This window comes from Paraburkholderia sp. FW306-2-2C-D06C, from assembly GCF_058781505.1.
This window is the reverse complement of sequence record NZ_JBYSWU010000006.1, coordinates 157,477-176,138: the sequence shown is the minus strand read 5'-3', so window position 1 is coordinate 176,138 and position 18,662 is coordinate 157,477. Positions and strand designations below refer to the sequence as shown.

10 protein-coding genes are annotated in these 18,662 nt (G+C 61.8%); 5 read left to right on the top strand and 5 right to left on the bottom strand.

The window, feature by feature from the left end; translation table 11 throughout:
* Window positions 1–8: 8 nt before the first annotated feature.
* Window positions 9–812 (bottom strand): transporter substrate-binding domain-containing protein, encoded by an 804-nt coding sequence (locus AC3WLT_RS06830; protein ID WP_492591144.1) that lies wholly within the window; start codon window positions 810–812, stop codon window positions 9–11.
* 494 nt (window positions 813–1,306) lie between these two features.
* Between AC3WLT_RS06830 and AC3WLT_RS06825 the strand changes: the two genes are divergently transcribed.
* Window positions 1,307–11,245, top strand: a complete 9,939-nt coding sequence (locus AC3WLT_RS06825; RefSeq protein ID WP_492591143.1) for a two-partner secretion domain-containing protein — start codon at window positions 1,307–1,309, stop codon at window positions 11,243–11,245.
* A 255-nt stretch (window positions 11,246–11,500) separates the two neighbouring features.
* On the opposite strand, the gene AC3WLT_RS06820 is transcribed toward AC3WLT_RS06825, so the two are convergent.
* The 4 genes from AC3WLT_RS06820 to AC3WLT_RS06805 form a co-directional block, all read right to left on the bottom strand.
* Window positions 11,501–11,731 carry a SymE family type I addiction module toxin gene (locus AC3WLT_RS06820; protein ID WP_492591142.1) on the bottom strand — a complete coding sequence of 77 codons (231 nt, stop codon included), beginning with the start codon at window positions 11,729–11,731 and terminating at the stop codon, window positions 11,501–11,503.
* Between the two features lie 88 nt (window positions 11,732–11,819).
* Window positions 11,820–11,993, bottom strand: a complete 174-nt coding sequence (locus AC3WLT_RS06815) for a hypothetical protein (protein ID WP_492591141.1) — start codon at window positions 11,991–11,993, stop codon at window positions 11,820–11,822.
* A gap of 801 nt (window positions 11,994–12,794) precedes the next feature.
* The gene (locus AC3WLT_RS06810; RefSeq protein WP_492591140.1) at window positions 12,795–13,085 is read right to left on the bottom strand and encodes an immunity protein CdiI family protein; all 291 of its coding nucleotides are present in this window, start codon (window positions 13,083–13,085) and stop codon (window positions 12,795–12,797) included.
* On the bottom strand, window positions 13,082–13,741 hold the full coding sequence (locus AC3WLT_RS06805) for a hypothetical protein (RefSeq protein WP_492591139.1): 660 nt from the start codon (window positions 13,739–13,741) through the stop codon (window positions 13,082–13,084). Before AC3WLT_RS06805 ends, AC3WLT_RS06810 begins: the two co-directional genes overlap by 4 nt.
* 687 nt (window positions 13,742–14,428) lie before the next feature.
* On the opposite strand from AC3WLT_RS06805, the gene AC3WLT_RS06800 reads away from it, so the two are divergent.
* The 4 genes from AC3WLT_RS06800 to AC3WLT_RS06785 all read left to right on the top strand — a co-directional run bounded on the left by AC3WLT_RS06800 (window position 14,429) and on the right by AC3WLT_RS06785 (window position 18,515).
* Window positions 14,429–15,457: a hypothetical protein gene (locus tag AC3WLT_RS06800; protein WP_492591138.1), complete on the top strand. Its 1,029-nt coding sequence runs from the start codon at window positions 14,429–14,431 to the stop codon at window positions 15,455–15,457.
* 12 nt (window positions 15,458–15,469) lie between these two features.
* Window positions 15,470–15,823, top strand: coding sequence for a hypothetical protein (locus tag AC3WLT_RS06795; protein WP_492591137.1), 354 nt, complete (start codon window positions 15,470–15,472; stop codon window positions 15,821–15,823).
* Between the two features lie 296 nt (window positions 15,824–16,119).
* On the top strand, window positions 16,120–16,425 hold the full coding sequence (locus AC3WLT_RS06790; protein ID WP_492591136.1) for a hypothetical protein: 306 nt from the start codon (window positions 16,120–16,122) through the stop codon (window positions 16,423–16,425).
* 335 nt (window positions 16,426–16,760) lie between these two features.
* Window positions 16,761–18,515: a ShlB/FhaC/HecB family hemolysin secretion/activation protein gene (locus AC3WLT_RS06785; protein WP_492591135.1), complete on the top strand. Its 1,755-nt coding sequence runs from the start codon at window positions 16,761–16,763 to the stop codon at window positions 18,513–18,515.
* Window positions 18,516–18,662 lie beyond the last annotated feature (147 nt).

The following is an 18,662-nucleotide window of genomic DNA, read 5'->3' as shown; positions in this document are numbered from 1 at the left end:
CGACACGCTTACAGATCTGTCGGCAGCGGCGTGCCGAACCATTTTTTCGACATCGTGTTGAGCGTGCCGTCCTGTTTCGCTTGCGCGATGGCGGCGTTGACCTTCTGTTGCAGGCGGCCTTCGTTCTTGTTCATGCCGACGAAGCACGGCGAATTCTTGATGACGAACTTCGGTTCCGGCCGACGCGGCGGGTTCTTCGCGAGGATCGCGGCGGCCACGATGTTACCGGCGGCGATCAACTGCACCTGACCGGAGAGGAATGCGGCGATGGTGGCGTTGTTGTCTTCGAAGCGTTTGATGGTCGCGTTCGGCGCCATCTGCGTGAGACCGATTTCCTCGAGCGCGCCGCGCGTGGCGCCGACCGTCTTGCCGGTGAGATCGGCGGGGCTGGCGACCTTGAGGTCGGCCGGACCGAACACGCCTTGATAGTACGGCGCATAGGCGTTCGAGAAATCGATGACCTTCTCGCGATCCGGCGTTTTGCCGAGCGACGAGATGACCAGATCGACCTTGCCGGTTTGCAGATACGGAATGCGGTTCGCGCTGTTGACCGGCACGAGTTCGAGCTTCACGTTCATCGACTTCGCGAGGAGGGCCGCGGTATCGATGTCATAGCCTTGCGGCTTCATATCGGCGCCGACCGAGCCGAACGGCGGATAGTCTTCCGGCACGGCGACTTTGAGCACACCGGCTTTAGCGATGTTATCGAGCGTATCCGCCTGAGCGGCCGGCGCATTGAACGCGAGGACGGGCGAGAGCAACAGGGCAGCGAGCAGGGCGCGGCGCGCGGGACGAAGGGTCGATCGGGTCATGTTATGTGAGCGGTGGTGGCGACAGGCGGTCGGCTGCCGTCAGGACGCGGCAGCATCGTGGGTAGTTGTCGAGCAAGGTGTGTGCCATGCCGGTGCAGCGGGGCGGAGCGGGGAGTTGATGGGGCGATGCACCGCAAGCGAGCATTCTTGCGCGTCAACATGGTGCGCGCGTGGGCTTACGACGGTGAAAGACAGCGAGTGATTTGGGATGGACCTTGCCGGCGAGCGCGCAGCGCGAGAAGGGGTGGATGACTGCTTTGTCACAGGCACTGGTGGACCTCGGTGTGGTCCGGCAGGTTTCCAATACTGCTGATTGACCGAGGTGCCCGCTTCAGAATTAGCGGTTTGAGCTTCTTTTGCCCCGCAATCAGATAAATCCGATTTGTACAAAGCGTTGTCGCGCGACAACGTTTGACTCGTTGGTTGCTGTTGCCTTTCGATACCCTTCAGCTTACTTACAATAATCCGTTGTGCGAACAACGAAAAAAGAGCAAATGAATACCAACAGTTTCCGGCTGGTTTTCAGCCGGCTACGAGGGATGCTGGTTGCCGTCGAGGAGACCGCAACAGGTAACGGCAAGGCAGCATCGGGAGAAACCACGTGCGCAGGCGGCTCGTATCGGCGCACACCCATCACGCGATTCGCGCTGCGGCATGCTGCTCTCGCGGCCATGCTCCTGCTCGGTGCCGTCCCCGCGCTCAGGCCGGCGACCAGTTACGCGCAGATTGTCGCTGCACCGGGTTCCGGCGCGAGTGTCATCCAGACACCGAATGGTCTGCCGCAGGTGAACGTGGCCCGGCCTTCGGGGGCTGGCGTCTCGATCAATACGTATTCACAGTTCGACGTACAGAAGCCCGGCGCGATCCTGAACAACTCGCCGGTCATCACCGGCACGCAGCTTGCCGGGCAGATCAACGGCAATCCTAACTTCGCGGCGGGCCAGTACGCCAGGATCATCGTCAACCAGGTCAACAGCAGTGCCGCGAGCCAGATCAACGGGCCGCTCGAAGTCGCGGGCGCGCGCGCCCAGGTCGTCATAGCGAATGGTTCGGGGATTTCGGTCAATGGTGGCTCGTTCATCAACACCTCGCGCGCAACCCTCACGACTGGCACGCCGAGCTACGGCCCGGACGGCAGCCTCACCGGTTTCGACGTGCGTGGAGGGCAGATCACCGTGCAGGGTGACGGGCTGAATGCGTCGAATATCGATCAGGTTGATCTGATCGCCCGCTCGGTCGCGGCGAATGCCAGGTTGTATGCGAACACGCTGAACGTCGTGACGGGCGCGAACCATGTCGATCATGACTCGCTCGCGGCGACGCCGATCGCCGGTGATGGCCCGGCGCCGGCCATCTCGATTGACGTGAGCCAGCTGGGCGGAATGTACGCCAACCGTATCGTTTTGGCCTCGAACGAATTCGGTGTAGGGGTTTCGAACCGGGGCGTGATTGCCGCGCAGGCGGGCGACCTGACGCTCACCACGCAGGGCCGGCTCGTGCTCACCGGCAGTACCAGCGCGAGCGGCAACATGGCGCTGTCGGCGCACGACGGCATCGATAATAGCGGCACGACCTATGCGCGGCAATCCGTTTCTGCCAGTACAGCGGGTGACCTGAACAACAGCGGCACGCTCGCCGCACAGCAGAACACGACCGTGAACGCGGGCAGCGTGAATTCGACCGGTACGCTCGGCGCGGGGATCGACAGCGACGGCTCGATTGCGCAGTCTGGCGACCTGGCGGTCACCGGCAGTGGCGCAGTGTCCGCGACTGGCCGCAACGCAGCGGGCGGTAACGCCGCGCTGCAAGGTGGCTCGGTCAATCTCGCTGGTAGCCAGACTTCCGCGAACGGCACGCTTGCCCTCACAGCGACAATCGGCGACCTGAACACATCCGGCGCGACGACGACCGCAGGCGGCACGCTGTCGGCCAGCGCAGCCGGCACGCTGACGAACGACAACGGTGCGCTCTCGTCGGGCGGTGCACAGACGATCGCAGCGGGCGCATTGTCGAACCGCAGCGGCCAGATCGTGTCGGGCGGCACGCTGGCTGAGAACGTCGCGGGCGCGGTGTCGAACCAGGGCGGCACGATGCAGGCGGCGGGCGCGCTCACGACTTACGCCGGCAGTCTCGACAACACGGGCGGACACATCGCGTCGCTGAATGCCGACGGCCTCGGCGTGACCACCACCGGCCTGCTCAATAACGGCCAAGGCGGCACCATCGGCGGCAACGGCAACGTAACGGCGCAGGCCGGACAGATCGTGAACGCCGGCTCCATCACCGCCGCGCAGAACCTGGCCGCCAATGCGGCACTGTCGCTGGCGAATAGCGGCACGCTCGCGGCGAACGGCAACACCGCCGCGTCGGCCGGCACGACGCTGACCAACGCGGGCGGCACGATTGAGGCAGAACAGAAGGTCACCGCCAGCGCCGCGATGCTCGACAACAGCGTTGGCGCGATCAGCGCCGACCAGATCGCGCTACACGGGACGACCCTCGTCAATCACGGCGGTAGCATCATGCAGACCGGGACCGGTGCGATGGCCGTCGATGTGTCCGGCACGCTCGACAATGCGGACGGCGGCACGCTGCAGACGAACAGCACGGACCTCACACTTGCACCGGCTACGCTCATCAACGACGGCGGCACGATCACGCACGCAGGCACCGGCACCCTGACGCTTGCGCCGGGTAACGGGTCGGGCACCCTGTCGAATGCCGGCGGCAACATCGCCAGCAATGGGCGGGTCGTCGCCCGGACCGGTACGTTCAGCAACACGGCGGGCGCCGTCATCGGCCAGACCGGGCTCACGGCGACGGTCGGCGGCGCGCTGGACAATACGAACGGCAGGCTGCTGTCGAATACGGACCTGAGCGTGACGGGCGGCACGCTGACGAACGATGGCGGCACGCTCGGCGCGGGTTCGGCCACGACGATTCATGGCGGCTCGCTGACGAATCGCGGCGGCTCGATCGTCGCCCCGAATCTGGCAGTGACGATCGACCATACGCTGGACAACAGCGGCGGCGATGTGGAAGCGAACCAGCTCGCGCTGTCCGCGACAGACCTTCTGAATCACGGCGGGACGATCACGCAGTATGGCGCCTCCCCGATGGCCGTCAATGTCAGCAACACCCTGGACAACTCCAGCGGCGGCACGCTGCAGACGAACACCACGGACCTCACCCTCGCACCGGCGACGCTCATCAACGACGGCGGCACGATCACGCACGCCGGCACGGGTACCCTGACGCTTGCGCCGGGTAACGGGTCGGGCACCCTGTCGAATGCCGGCGGCAACATCGCCAGCAACGGGACGGTCGTCGCCCGGACCGGTACGTTCAACAACACGGCGGGCGTCGTCATCGGCCAGACCGGGCTCACGGCAACGGTCGGCGGTGCGCTGGACAATACGAACGGCAAGCTGCTGTCGAATGCCGACCTGGCGCTTGCCAGCGGCACGCTGACGAACGATGGCGGTGAGATCGGCGCGGGCTCGAATGAAACGATCAGCACCGGCTCGCTGACAAACAACGGCGGGGCCATCGTTGCGCCGAACCTGAGTGTGACGACCGGCACTACGCTCGACAACAGCGGCGGCGACATCGAGGCGAACCAGCTTGCGCTGTCCGCGACAGACCTTCTGAACCACGGCGGCACGATCACGCAGTATGGCGTGTCGCCGATGACGGTCAATGTCAGCAATACGCTCGACAATTCAGCGGGCGGCACGCTGCAAACCAACAGTACCGATCTCACGCTCGCGCCGGCGACGCTCATTAACGACGGCGGCTCGATCACGCACGCCGGAACGGGCACCCTGACGCTTGCCCCGGGTAACGGGGCGGGGACGATCAGCAACGTCGCGGGCAATATCATCAGTGCCGGCCAGATCGTCGCCAGCGCGGGCGGCCTGAACAATTCGGGTGGAGTCTTCGCGGCACTGGGCGGTATCACGGCCAGTGTCGCGGGCAACGTGAACAATTCGCAGGGGCTGATGCGCTCGCTGTCGTCCCTGTGGTTGCACAACGGCGGCGTGCTGACGAATGCGAATGGCCGGATTCAGTCCGGCACCGGTGTAACGAATGACGCCAGTACGCTCGATATCCAGTCGGCGTCGGTGGACAACTCGGGAGGCTTGGTCGGTAACCTCGGCACCGGTACCACGAGCGTGCAAGGTGCAACCGCGATCATCAACAGCGCGGGCACCATCACCGGTAATGGGGATGTGACGCTGGGTGCGTCATCGCTTGTCAACACCCAGGGCGGCCAGCTGGGCGGCGCGAATATCAGGCTTCAGGGCGATACGCTGGACAACAGCGGCGGCCAGATCGGCAATATCGCGAACGGTGACGTCGATATCACGACGACGGGTGCGCTCACGAACACGAACGGCCAGATCGGCGCAACGCACGACCTGTCGGTGAATGCAGGCACGCTGTACGGTGGCGGTGCATACAGTGCGGTCAACAATGTGTCGCTGATGCTGCAGGGCGATTTCAGCGCGACCCCCGCTTACCAGTTCAACGCGGGCAACCGTCTGGCGTTTACCTTGCCCGGCACCTTCAGCAATGCCGCGACCCTGCTATCGATCAACGACCTCGGCATCGATGCGGGCACCATCGAGAATTCGGGCACGATTGCAGCGGGTGGCCTGCTCGCCACGCACTCGAATACCCTGACGAACACGGGCGTGATGGTGGGCGCCAGCGTGTCGCTGGCGGCGACTGGCACGTTGTCGAACCTCGGGCCGACTGCCCTGATCGGGGCATCGGACAGTAACGGCACGCTCGAGCTGCTCGCGAACGACATCGAGAACCGCGACGATACGACCGCAACGGACACGCAGGCGCAGACGGCGATTTACGGCCTGGGTAAGGTCGTGCTGGCGGGTGGCAAGGATGCGAACGGCAATTACACCAACGCGGCGCTGATCCGCAACCAGTCCGCGCTGATCGAATCGGGCAGCGATATGGAACTGCACGCCGATCAGGTCACGAACACGCGGCGCGTGATGACGACCACGGGGTCCTACAGTGCGCCGGTCGATCCGGCGCTCATCGAGCAGCTCGGCATCAGCCTGTCGGGGTGCACGGCCACCTACATGGCCGCGTGCGGGCCGGGCAATCCGCAGGTCCTGGGTTCCACGGGCGACCCGACGATGATCGGTGGCGTGCCGACCGATCCGCCGCATGGCGGCCAGTGGAACAGCAGCTACCAGTACACGACCTATACGGGCGTGGCGCTCGCGAACCTGATTACGGGCATCAGTCCGTCCGGGCAGATTATCGCGGGCGGCAACCTCGATGCGTCGTCGGTGGGCCTGTTCCAGAACTACTGGAGCCAGGTCGCGGCGGTGGGCAACATTGCACTGCCCGCCACGCTTGACCAGAACAGCTGGCGCGGGCAGCTCGCGCCCGGCGTGCAGGTGACCTACTCGGGCCAGTATCACTACAACAACTACGACAATACCGAACACAACTGGCAACTGCCATTCGGCGATGCCGGGTTCGTCACGGCCCATCCGGGCGGCTACACCCAGGCGGCCCCGGCGGACATCCGTCCTTACGCGCTGCCCGCCCACGAATCGAGTTTCGACGCGGGCGGCACCCTGTCCGGCTCGGGCGTGAGCATCGACAATATCGCCGGCAACGCCTCGCTGCCGTCGCTCGGCCTGCTGCCCGGCCAGTCGCTGGGTGGCGTGAATGTCGGCGCTGTCAGCGGCAGCGCGGGCGTCACGAAGACCGGGGCAACGCCGGTCCAGGGCAGCGCGGGCGTCACGAAGACCGGGGCAACATCGGTCCAGGGCGGCGCGGCCCAGGTTGATCCGGTCATTGCGCGCGCCACGGCGGTCAACGTCGTGAGCAACCTGACAGTGCCCCAGGGTGGGTTGTTCAAGCCGACCTCGGTGCCGGGCGCCACGTACCTGATCGAGACCAATCCGGCCTTTACGAATGCGCGCAGTTTCCTGTCGAGCGACTACTACCTCCAGCAGCTGGGGCTGAATCCGCAGACGACCGAAAAGCGCCTGGGTGACGGCTTCTATGAGCAGCAGCTGGTCCGCAACCAGATCACCTCGCTGACCGGCAAGGCCGTACTCGGCCCGTACACGGACCTCCAGTCGATGTACGAGGCGCTGCTCGGTGCGGGCGCGGGGCTGGCACAGTCACTTGACCTGCCGCTCGGCATGAGCCTGTCGCCCGCGCAGGTGGCCGCGCTCACCAGCAACGTGATCATCATGCAGACGGAAGTGGTGGATGGGCAATCCGTTCTGGTGCCGGTCGTCTATCTCGCGCAGGCCAGCCAGCAGAACATGAACGGGCCACTCATCGCGGCGACCGACGTCAATCTTCAGAACACGCAGACCTTCACGAACAGCGGCACGGTGCAGGCCAGCAATTCGCTCACGATTGACGGCAAGTCCATCGACAACGCGTTCGGCGCGCTGAAAAGCGGCGGCCTGATGGCGCTGACGACGACGGGCGATGTCAATCTGACCTCGGCGAAGGTGAGCGCCGGGAGCCTCGCGTTGAACGCGGGCGGCAACCTGCTCCTGAATACGGCAACGAACACGCTGGACCAGGTGAGCGCCACGGGCGCCACACGTGTCTCGACGACGCTGGGTCCGGTCGCCAGCCTGAACGTGACGGGTGATGCCGTGATCGTGACGGGCGGCAACTTCGAGCAGAACGCGGGCAACCTCAGCGTTGGCGGCAACCTCGGCATGGCCGTTGGCGGCAACTGGGACCTCGGCTCGGTGCAGACTGGCGAGCACAAGGTGGTCGAGCGTGCGAACGGCGTGTCGGACACGAACATCAACAGCGCGACCGGCAGTTCCGTGAAGGTCGGCGGCGTGTCGGCGATTGGCGTCGGTGGCGACCTGACGGCGCGCGGCGCACAGATCGACCTGGGCGGTGGCAGCACGGTCGCGGTGAACGGCAACGTGCTGCTGGGGACCGCCAGCGCGACCTCGACGGTGAACAGCAACAGTGCCGGCAGCGATGCTCACGGCAGTTATGCGGAGTCGCTGCACCAGTCCGACCAGACGTTGACGGGCACGACGCTGCATGGCGGCGATACGCTGACCATCGCGTCGGGCAAGGACATCACGCTCAGCGGCAGCACGATCAGTCTTGACAAGGGCAACGCGAACCTGCTGGCCGTCGGCGATGTGAACGTGGGCGCGGCAACCGAAACGCATACGCTGAATTCGCAGGAAACGCACAGCCACAGCGGCGTGGCGAGCAGTACGGAGATTTCGAGCGGGATCGCCCAGACGGCGACGCTGAGCCAGGGCAGCCTGATTTCGGCGGATGGCGTGATGATCGCGGGTGGCCGCGATATCAACGTGGCGGGCAGCACGATCGTCGGCACGAACGATGTGGCACTGAGTGCCGCGCGTGACGTGACGATCACGACCTCGCAGGACACGCAGAACACGTCGAGCTACTACGAGAAACAGGAGTCCGGCTTTGGTACGAGTGGCGGCATCGGCATTTCGTACGGCAGCAAGAAGCAGACCGACACGTCGAACACGTCGCAGGTGGCGAATAACGGCAGCGTGATCGGCTCGCTGAACGGCAGCCTGGCCATCGCGGCGGGTAACGACCTGCATGTGACCGGCAGCGCGCTTGTCGCCGCGCAGAACATCACCGGCACCGGCGCGAACGTAACGATCGATGCGGCGACCGATACGATGCACCACGATGAGACACAGGTGGTGAAACAGAGCGGCTTCACGCTGGCGGTGAAGGCGCCGGTGCTCGATGTGCTGTCGAACACCGTGCAGCAGTCGAAGGCGGCGGGCAACAGCCAGGACAGCCGCGCGGCGGCGCTGCACGGCATCGCGGCTGCTAGCGGCGCGATTGATGCGGCCGGTGCGGCGGCGGGTCTCGCGGGCGATCTGGCGAGCGGCAAAAAACCTGAAGCGAAGATCGAACTGAGCTACGGATCGAGCAGTTCGACGAACACCTTTACGGAAAACTCGACGACGCAGAAGGGTTCGAGTGTGTCGGGGGGCGGCACGGCGGCATTCGTGGCAACCGGCAACGGCACGCCGGGCAGCGGCAACGTGACCATTGCCGGTTCGAACGTCAGCGCAAACGACGTACTGCTGGCGGCGACGAACCAGGTGAACCTGCTCAATACGACCGACACGGATTCAACGCGCAGCACGAACCAGTCGAGCAGCGCGAGCGTGGGCATCTCGTACGGCACGGGCGGCTGGGGCGTCGATGCGGCCACGTCGAAAGCGGGCGGTAATGCGAACAGCGACGCCGCGATGCAGAACAACACGCACGTCACGGCGACGAACGGCGTGACGATCATTTCGGGCGGGGATACCAACATCATCGGCTCGGACGTGAGCGGCAACCTGGTCACGGCCGCCATTGGCGGGAACCTGAACATTGCCAGCGTCCAGGATACGCTCACCAGCGCCGCGCACCAGGAAAGCTCGGGAGGCGGTTTCAGCGTGAGCATGGGCGGCGGCAGCGCGAGCTTCAGCAGCCAGCACGGCGACGCCAGCGGCAGTTATGCGGGCGTGAACGAACAGGCCGGCATCCAGGCGGGCACGGGCGGCTTTGATATCACCGTCAAGGGCAACACCGACCTGAAGGGTGCGGTGATCGCAAGCGCAGCCGATACGTCGCAGAACACGCTGACGACCGGCACGCTCAGCTTCAGCGATATCCAGAACTCGTCGAACTACAACGCGTCGAGCAGCGGTTTCAGCGCGGGCGGATCACTGGGCAATGGCGGCAACAACTACGCGACGACGGGCACGGGTTCCGTGCACAATTCGGGCGGCGTGACGCCGATGCTCAGCCAGCACGACAGCGGCAGCGACAGCGCGACGACGAAAAGCGGCATCAGCGCGGGCACGATCAACGTCACGGACACGGCGAACCAGCAGCAGGACCTCGCGAGCGTGAACCGCGATACGTCGAACACGAACGGGACGGTGGCGAAAACGCCGGACGTGAACAACCTGCTGAACCAGCAGGCAGACATGATGGGCGCGGCGAGCGCGGCCGGCGAAGCGGTGTCAACGCGAATCGGGCAATATGCCGACAGCAAGCAGAAAGATGCCCTGGCCGCCAAGCAGCAGGCCCTTGACGCAGGTGACACAGCACTCGCCGCGCAGTACGCGCAGGAAGCGGCTGACTGGGATGAAGGCGGGGCGTATCGCGTGGCGCTGCATACGGCAGGCGGCGGTCTGATCGCAGGCCTGGGTGGTGGCAATGCGCTGGCAGGCGCAGCAGGCGCTGGTCTGTCGTCAGCCCTTGCGGGTAACCTGAACCAGGTCAGCAACGCCATTTATGACGCGAATCCGACCGGTGACGCCGACACGAACCGCATGCTCGGGAACATCCTGGCGAATGCGCTGGCGGGTGGCGCTGGCGCGCTGGTCGGCGGCAATTCGGGGGCGTTCACCGGCTCGAATGCCGATCTGTACAACCGGCAACTGCACCCTGATGAACAGAAGTGGATCAAGGACAATGCGGCCGCTTACGCGAAGCAGCAAGGCATTACTGTTGACCAGGCGGTTAGCGATCTGGCAGCGCAAGCGGATCGGCAGGTACAGAATGGATCGGCAGGTGCATGGAACCAGTCTGCCAGCGCGTTTCTGGGTCAGGCGCACGGCATGTTGCCAGCGGACGGCAACAGTGGGCCTGGCTATATGTTCTATGCGACGCCCGATCAGAAGGCGAATCCGAACATGTATGGGGGCTATTACCCGAACGGCGCAGGGCTGAACCAGCCGGCAGCGGGTGATGTTGCGAACTCGGTCAATCGCGACGCTGCGTATCGTGATGCCTATACGAAGGGGACGATTGGAGCCGCGGTACTCGCGGGCGGTATTGCTGTGGCGGGACCGGTTGCGGCGTTACCGGGCGTACCGATCCTCAGTTCGGGCGGGGCATTGGGTTCAGGAGCGTGGGCATCGCCGGCGGGCACTGGCGCGATTAGCGCGGGGATCAATGCAGGTTCGCAGTATTATCAGTACGGAACGATCAATCCTATAGACGTGGCCATTGCAGCGATATCGGGCGGCGTTGGCGCGTCCGGCGGGCTGGGATGGAACGTGTTCGTGAATGGCGTGGGTGGTGCGACAGGCACGGCGATTAATAATGTGGTGTACGGCAAGAGCGACAGCATCATTGGTGCTGGCATCACGAGTGGCGCATTTAGTGCGATCGGTTATAGCGCAGGTATGGTTAGTGCGAATACGATTAACTCAATAATGCGACCGACAATCAATAATGCTGGCTCGTGGGCGGGTAGCGGGGTGTGGACAGGAAGCGGTTACAACCTGTTCAATCCGAACAACACTGCAGTCATTGGTGGCGGGTTCACTGGAGGAACGTTGCAGGAAATGGTACAGGGTGCGATTAACAGGGCGCAGCAAACAGGAAGCAAGAAATGATTGGCCGATTAGTCATCGTGTTTTTATGCACTGCCTGTATTTGGCTGGTTGCATGTTCAGTTGCCTGGTTCGGAGGAAGTTATGCATACGCTACTTTCAACGGACTGTACTACTCGGCGGGATGGGGCGATGTAGTTGAGATAGCTCGCCTTACCTTAGTTATAGCGTCAGCCTTTACGCTGGTAACCTGGATAAAAACAAGAAATTCCTGATGACAAACCCGGCCGTGGCCGGGTTTGCTGTTTGTTGTGCTGCTCACTCTGGCGTGATGATGAGCCTGCCGTGCTGGACCTCGATCCTCACGCGCTGGCCGGGTTCGAAGCCGGCCTGTTCAATCCACATGCCGGCGATGCGCAGCCACGGAAAAAACCTTGGCGTTCGCCAAGGCCTGCCGGGTTTCGGTGAGGGTCGCCAGCGCATGATTTGCTGGACGGTGGCGTGTCGCTCGGGATGAGCGTTCAATGCATTAAGATTGGCGTCAGCCATAGTCAGTTCTCCACTGAACTGGTTGTGGTCAGCGGGCCGTGAGTGTTACCAGCACTCACGGCCCGCGCTTCTTTATCGGTTCTCTCCTTCAGCTTGTCATGAGCCGGGTCATCTGCGAACGCTTGACCAGGCTGTCCATCAGGACGATCAGTGCCTGCTGATCCTCATCGGATAACGAATCCATCTGTTCATATAGCGCGTGCAGCCGCGGATTGTGAATGCGCGGCGCGATGAGCGGCTCGAGGCCGACCAGCGCATCCACGCTGGATTGCATGACCTGGGCGATACGCACAACGCCGCGGCTGGGCGTGACAGGCGGATAGCGGTCAGGCGATGGTGGGCGTTAAGCAGGAACGCCCATCGACACGAAAGCGGCCAGGATGCGCTGGCAGGAAGTGAAGAACGTAAAGGCATGTGCGGCCTTGCGGCCGGAAACCAGGAGGGCCGGGGATAAATTGGCCTTCGGCCAATTAAACATAACGTATGGCAATTAGCACCGTTTGGCGGGCCGTCATCGCGCCAGCCGTTGCGTCTGCCGGCCCGCCGAACGGTGCTAATTTGCGTTATGTCTGGCGCCCCCGGCCCGCCGGGTGCACGTTGCGCACACAAGTCGCCTTCGGCCCAAACTATTTGGAAGAGGTTGCTTCGAATACTTCGTATTTGACGCCGCCAAGCATCCTCGCCACCAGATTGTATGAGATACATGTCAACATGATCCACACCGACGAAAACAGTGACGCGATTGCGGGCATGACAAGCCAAACGACCCACGTAGGTGCTCCAGCTGATCCGACTGAGCCTTGGGGATCGAAATGCTGAAGAAGTCTCATAATTACCAAGGCCGGATATGCCAATATAAACACAACTAAGGCTCCGTGCATCGCCGCTCCAGACGCCGATATTCTTTTAACTTGCATCATCGATTCCTCATATTTTCCGATTCATGCATCTTTCACCAGGACTCGTCAATACGACTTGTGCGGCGGCGGGCTCGATACCACCCCAGACTAAACGGCGCTACAGATGGCAACGTCGACCGCCACCAAGGTTGCTGTCGTTGTAATTACGCTTTCACCGAAATCTCGGCATCAGCGCCGAGCTCTGATTGCAAGCGTTCTGCCAATTGGAGACCACGCGCTTTAAATGCTGCTGCTGCTTCCTCGCTTTCGAAACCTGAGTTCGCGGGATCGTCCATATTCAACGTTGCATCGAACTCCCGAGCCCATTCAACAAATTGATGTTTCAACTCCGCCGAGATAGGCAAGCTGTCAGGGTCGACGTCCCCATACATTCCAGGCGCCATATCCCAAAGCGGATAACATTGGTAATCCGCCATCACCTTAATCTTCCTCATTTCGCACTTCCTCTTGGATTTGCTCCAACAATATATCCGTTGCTTCCGACCGTGACTGCAATACGTTGTTGTTGACCATTAATGGTCAACTCATAGATTGGCCTGCCTGTGCCTGCTCCTTGATAGCCAACTATAGTTCCTTTGGTTATGGTCTTGATGATCACATCGGGAATTTGTGCTGGCGATACCCCAATGCTAGCAAACTCCGCACCGTGTTCTTGGAGAATATGCTGGAGCCCAGCGCTAGAACTTCCGGTCTCGAGAAACACGGTCTGTCCTGCTGATGTGGTTCCTGTTGCCACCACGTTTTTAGGAGTGAACTTCACGCCGTTAGCTGCGAGATTCACTAAATCTGCTTGCTTGATCGAATCACCAGACGCGGACTGCGCCGCTTTCAACGCTGCTTGCACCTCCGCTTCAGCCTCGGCAGCAGTTCCCTTGCCAACGCCCTTTGTTGCGAGTGCCGCAGCAAAGAATTCCACGCCCGGCCCAACCTGATCGCCCGCCGTATAGGGCAAACGCAACCCATCTGCCGAGATATACCCCGGATCCCCGGGCGAAGCAATCGGCCCGCCGTTCGGCGCATTCGCGATCATCTCGCCTATCGAAACGAGACCATTCCAAACACCAGCAGCAGAATTGCGGGCGGTATCCACAGCCGAATTGGTCGTGCTTCCCTGACCGTCGCCGTTGCCCGTGCTTCGATTGTAGAGATCCGCATTACCCGCCGTGAACGCGCCGGTGGTCCCGCCGATAAGTCAGGGCCATAAACCGGCCAGAAACCTGGCGTACAAGCAAAGCCCAGGCATGGCGCTACGCGCAAGAAAAAGTCAGGGGCCGCGGCGCGGCCAGTCAATAGTGTGAACCCCGCCCACCCGGCTGTCTGCTGCGCTCGGGCTGCGGCCGCGGTGCGGCCTTCGCTCCGTGCTCGCAGCCTGCCTCCCCGTCCGCCCCCAGGGGGCTCCCCAATGTGCCGTTACTGCGTAACGGAAAACAAACCCTAAACAAAAAATCTAAAGCGTGCTTCGCATGCGGTGCAAGCCGCCGTGTCGTCTTGCACCGCATGGCCGAGCGTAGAACCCTGGTGGCTGTCAAGGCTGCGCCTTCGGCGCGCTTGCGCGCGGCCTTGACGGGTTCGGCGTCAGGTTGGTACGCGAAGGCCTGCGCGATTCTGGAGCAGTGGAACACAACGGCCCTGTTCCGCCGGGTTTGCCGTCGCACTGCGTGCGCCGTCAAACCCGGCGGGACGAAGTTAGTTCGTGATGCAATGTAATTGAGATGGCCAGAACCTACCTTCTGGCAGACTCGCGTCTTTAGGCCAAAACCCGCGTCGGGGCAAAAAATTGCAGGCTCAGATCCATGTCAGGCGAAATCCGATTGCAAGTGGTTGTTGCATCGGGAAAAAACGCGATTCGGCAACGGCGGTTGCATCGGGAGTTGGCAAGTGGGCCGAAGGGGGTGCTAACCGCGTGGCGATGCATACAGCCGGTGGCGTATTGCTGGCGGGCATGGGCGGCGGCAATGCATTTGCCGGGGCTGCTGGTGCTGGCGCAGCTTCCGCGCTGGCGGGCAACCTGAACCAGGTCAGTAACGCCGTTTATGACTCGAATCCGACCGGAGACGCGGATGCGAATCGCGCGCTCGGGAACATCCTGGCGAACGCACTGGCGGGCGTCGCAGGCGCAGCTGTGGGTGGAAATTCAGGGGCAGTCACGGGGACGAATGCCGATCTATACAATAGAAGCACATCATGCAACGGCGCCCATTGCGACGGCAGCAATGCAATCGGCAAGAGCAGCGATCCGCTCAATCCCATCCGGGTCGATCTGGTGAGCAGGTATTGCGGAGCGGGCAATGTCTGTACCGACGCACAACTCAAGGAAGTCCTCAAGGCGCAGGGTGAACTGTCGCAGGCGGTGAACCGGGGTGCAATGGGAGCAGTCGAAGTCGGCGGCGGAGCGGCAGTGCTTGCTGCGGCAGCAATTGCCGGCCCGGAGACGATAGCGGCATACAAGGCTGCACAGGCCGGGTATTCGCTTTACACGGCCGCGCTCACGGGCGCTAGTGTTTCTGCAGGTTCATATACTTTTGTCGCCGCAGCTTCTGCTGCTATAGCGAAGTTTCAAGGCGCAGATGCCGCGGCTGCATTCGACCAACATTTCTCCCTGTTGGGTCTTGGCGCTGCAACTACGGTTGGGGCCGCAAATGGCGTCTTTGGTGCGTCAATGTTCAAATGGGCAGACATCCCCAACAAGATCACGAACGTGTCTACAGTACCTGGAGTAGTGATTCGCCTCAATGGCTTTTTCCAAGGGCAGGCGGCAGGTAAAGCCGCGCAGGCTGCCGTGAACCAGTACGAACAGAATCGATGACGCGAGGTGCCCATGGAGCATGACGTTCTTGTAGGAACTATGTACGGTTTAATAGTGCCGTTTGCAATGCCTCTCATTGCATACTGGACTCGAAAAGTGAATTATTGGGCCTTCTTTATTGTCGGCGCACTTTCCATACCAGTATTTGCCTTTGTGTCAATGGGTATCCAACACGGATGGAGCGACGCCATCCATGTAGTGCTGCCGCGCATTCTCACTATTGACGGGATTTTGATCGGGATCGGTTTTGGCGCTGGTACCGTCCTTTGGGTATGGATTGCAAGAATTTCGGGTTTAGAGCGACCTGATCGAGTTGAGAAATCTGAATTCAACAGTACTGGAAACGAGGAACCTCGATCCAAGTAGTTGAGAAAGTTCAGGAACCTTCACCAGAGAAGATGCCGATTTTTACAATCGGAGCACATGATGCAAGGCCGCTCGTTGCGATGACAGCAATGCGATCGGCTAAGGTGACGATCCGCTCAATGTGATGCGGTTCAACTTGGTGAGCAGACGTTGCGGAGTGGGCAATTCGTGTACCGAGATTTGCAACCAAAGAAAGCCCGCCCCTTGCTATCGTCAGTGATGCATATTTCGGCAACTGCAAATACCGTTGTAACTACTGTGCTTTTCTTTGCCGTTGGGCGACCGACCACATAGCAATGTTCTCGAAAAAACATCCAGAGTTTCGCCGTCTCCCGGTGCGGCTGAGAAGTTCAGCGTGGCCCTACCGCTTCGCCGAATTGTTCTTCGGTACGATTGCGAAGGCGACCATGGTCATTGCCGTTTTGCTTCTTGTCGCTCTTGATCTTCTCAGCGGAGGCATGGGTACAGTTGGAGCCCTAAGCGATCTTCCGACAACGGGTAGAGGCTGGCGAAATTTATTTCTCGTTGTGCTGACGATTCTCATGGTTATCGCGCTCTGCATCTATGTCTTTGGCCCTGCGGAGCGTCACCCGCGCCCCTGAGCCGATTGAGCAGCGCGCAACGGGCGCATTCGCAGGCGCGAACGCGGATCACTTCAACTGGCAACTACGCGCTGATGAGAAGAAGGCAATTGCGGACAAGGCCAGTAGCGATAAGGTTGAACAGGACAAGCTGGCGAAAGCAGCGTGCCTTGCAGTTAAGTGCCGGGCAGAGTATCCGGTGGGTAGCGATAGGTCACATCGAAAATGAGCAACATGAGAAAACGACCATTCACGAAAAATTCGACCATTCAGAAATCTACAGAATTCCACCGCGGCGGCAGGCTCCCGCAATTCGCCTCGCTCGCGTGACGAACAGAATCAGGATTTGAATAACAATGAGAATCAGAAAGAGGCTGGCGCTTCTTCCGCTCACGGCCCTTGTCTCTCTCGCGGCCCAGGCACAGCAGGCACCGACTCCGGCCGATACGGCAGCAGCGGCACGCGCCAATGCCGAACAGAACCAGCAGGTGAAGGAGCAGCGCGAAGCGCAGCAACGCGAAGCGACCGTGAAAACGCCGTCCGTGCGCTCGACCGTGGAGCGCGCCTCGGGCTGGCCTGAACTGCCGACCGAAACACCATGCTTTCGCATCGGATCGTTCCTGTTGGACGTACCCGCCACGTTGCCTGACGCGATACGCGCGCAGGGTGCATCAGCGTTGCCGCAGGACCGCTTTGCGTTCGCCCGCGAATGGCTCAACCACTATGCCGGGGCATGCGTCGGCAAGCAGGGCCTTGACGTGCTGGTGAAGGGCCTGCAGCAGACCATTCTGAGCCGTGGCTATATCACCACGCGCGTGCTGCTGCCCGAGCAGGACCTGTCGTCCGGCACGCTGAAGCTCGCACTCGTGCCCGGCGTGATCCGGCAACTGGCCTTCGCCGATCCGGCGACGCGCGGCACGTGGAAGACCGCGTTTCCGGCCCGTGGCGGCGACCTGCTGGACCTGCGCGACCTTGAACAGGGGCTGGAGCAGATGAAGCGCGTCGCGAGCCAGGACGTGGACATGAAGATCGAGCCGACCGATACGCCCGGCGAAAGCGATGTCGTGATTACGGTCAAGCGCGCCAAGCCCTGGAGTGTCGTCGCGTCGATCGACAATTCAGGCTCACGCGCGACCGGCAAGCTGCAGGGTAATGTGAGTCTTGGTATCGACAACCCGCTCGGGCTGAACGACATCTTCACGATCGGCGCGAACCAGGACCTGGAGTTCAATGACAAGGGACTCGGCTCGCACGGCTTCAATGGCTCGTACTCGGTGCCGTGGGGCTACTGGACCGCGACCCTCTTCGGCAACACGAACACCTACTACCAGCAGATCGCGGGCGTGAACCAGACGTTCGTCTCCAGCGGCAATTCACAGACTGCGGGCCTGAAGCTGCAACGCGTGATCCACCGCAGCCAGAATGACGTGTCGGGCGTGGAATTCCAGCTGACAAAGCGCTTCGGTGACAGCTTCATCGATGACACGGAAATCACGCAGCAGAAGCGCAACAACACGTTTGTCGAGGCCGGACTGACCAACCGTCACTATTTTGGCAGTGCGCAGTTCGACGGCACGCTCGCGTACCGGCAGGGCATCAACGAATTCGGCGCGACGCCGGACCCGTATACGACCGGCCCGACGTACCGTTTTCACATGGCGGTGCTCGACGCGAACCTGTCGGTGCCGTTCGCCATCGCGAGCCAGCCGTTGCGTTACGTCACGACCGTTCACGGCCAGTTCACCAACGACACCCTGTTCTACGTCGATGACCTGACGATCGGCAGCCGCTACACGGTGCGCGGCTTCGACGGTGAATCACTGCTTGCGGCCGAGAAAGGTTTTTACTGGCGCAACGAACTTCAGATGCCGATCGGCCAGACCGGCCAGTCGCTCTATGCCGGGATCGACTATGGCCATGTGTTCGGGCCGAACACCGCGTTCCTGGCAGGGACGCAACTCGCCGGCGCGGTGATCGGTGTGCGGGGTAGCGTGCCGGCGAAATACGGCGCGTTCGCGTACGACCTGTTCGTCGGCACGCCCATCTACAAGCCGTCGGGCTTCGACGCCGCTCGCGTGACGGTCGGGTTTCAGCTGACTGCACAGTTTTGATGGTGCGTCTGGGCGACAGGTTAGTTGTGTGAGGTAGCGTTGATTTGCAATGCTCGAAACATCGCTAAAAGCCTTGCCAGATAACAGTTTGAGTGCTTTTGCACCGGTTTTTTACAAAATAGTTGTTGCCCCGCACAGGGGCAACGC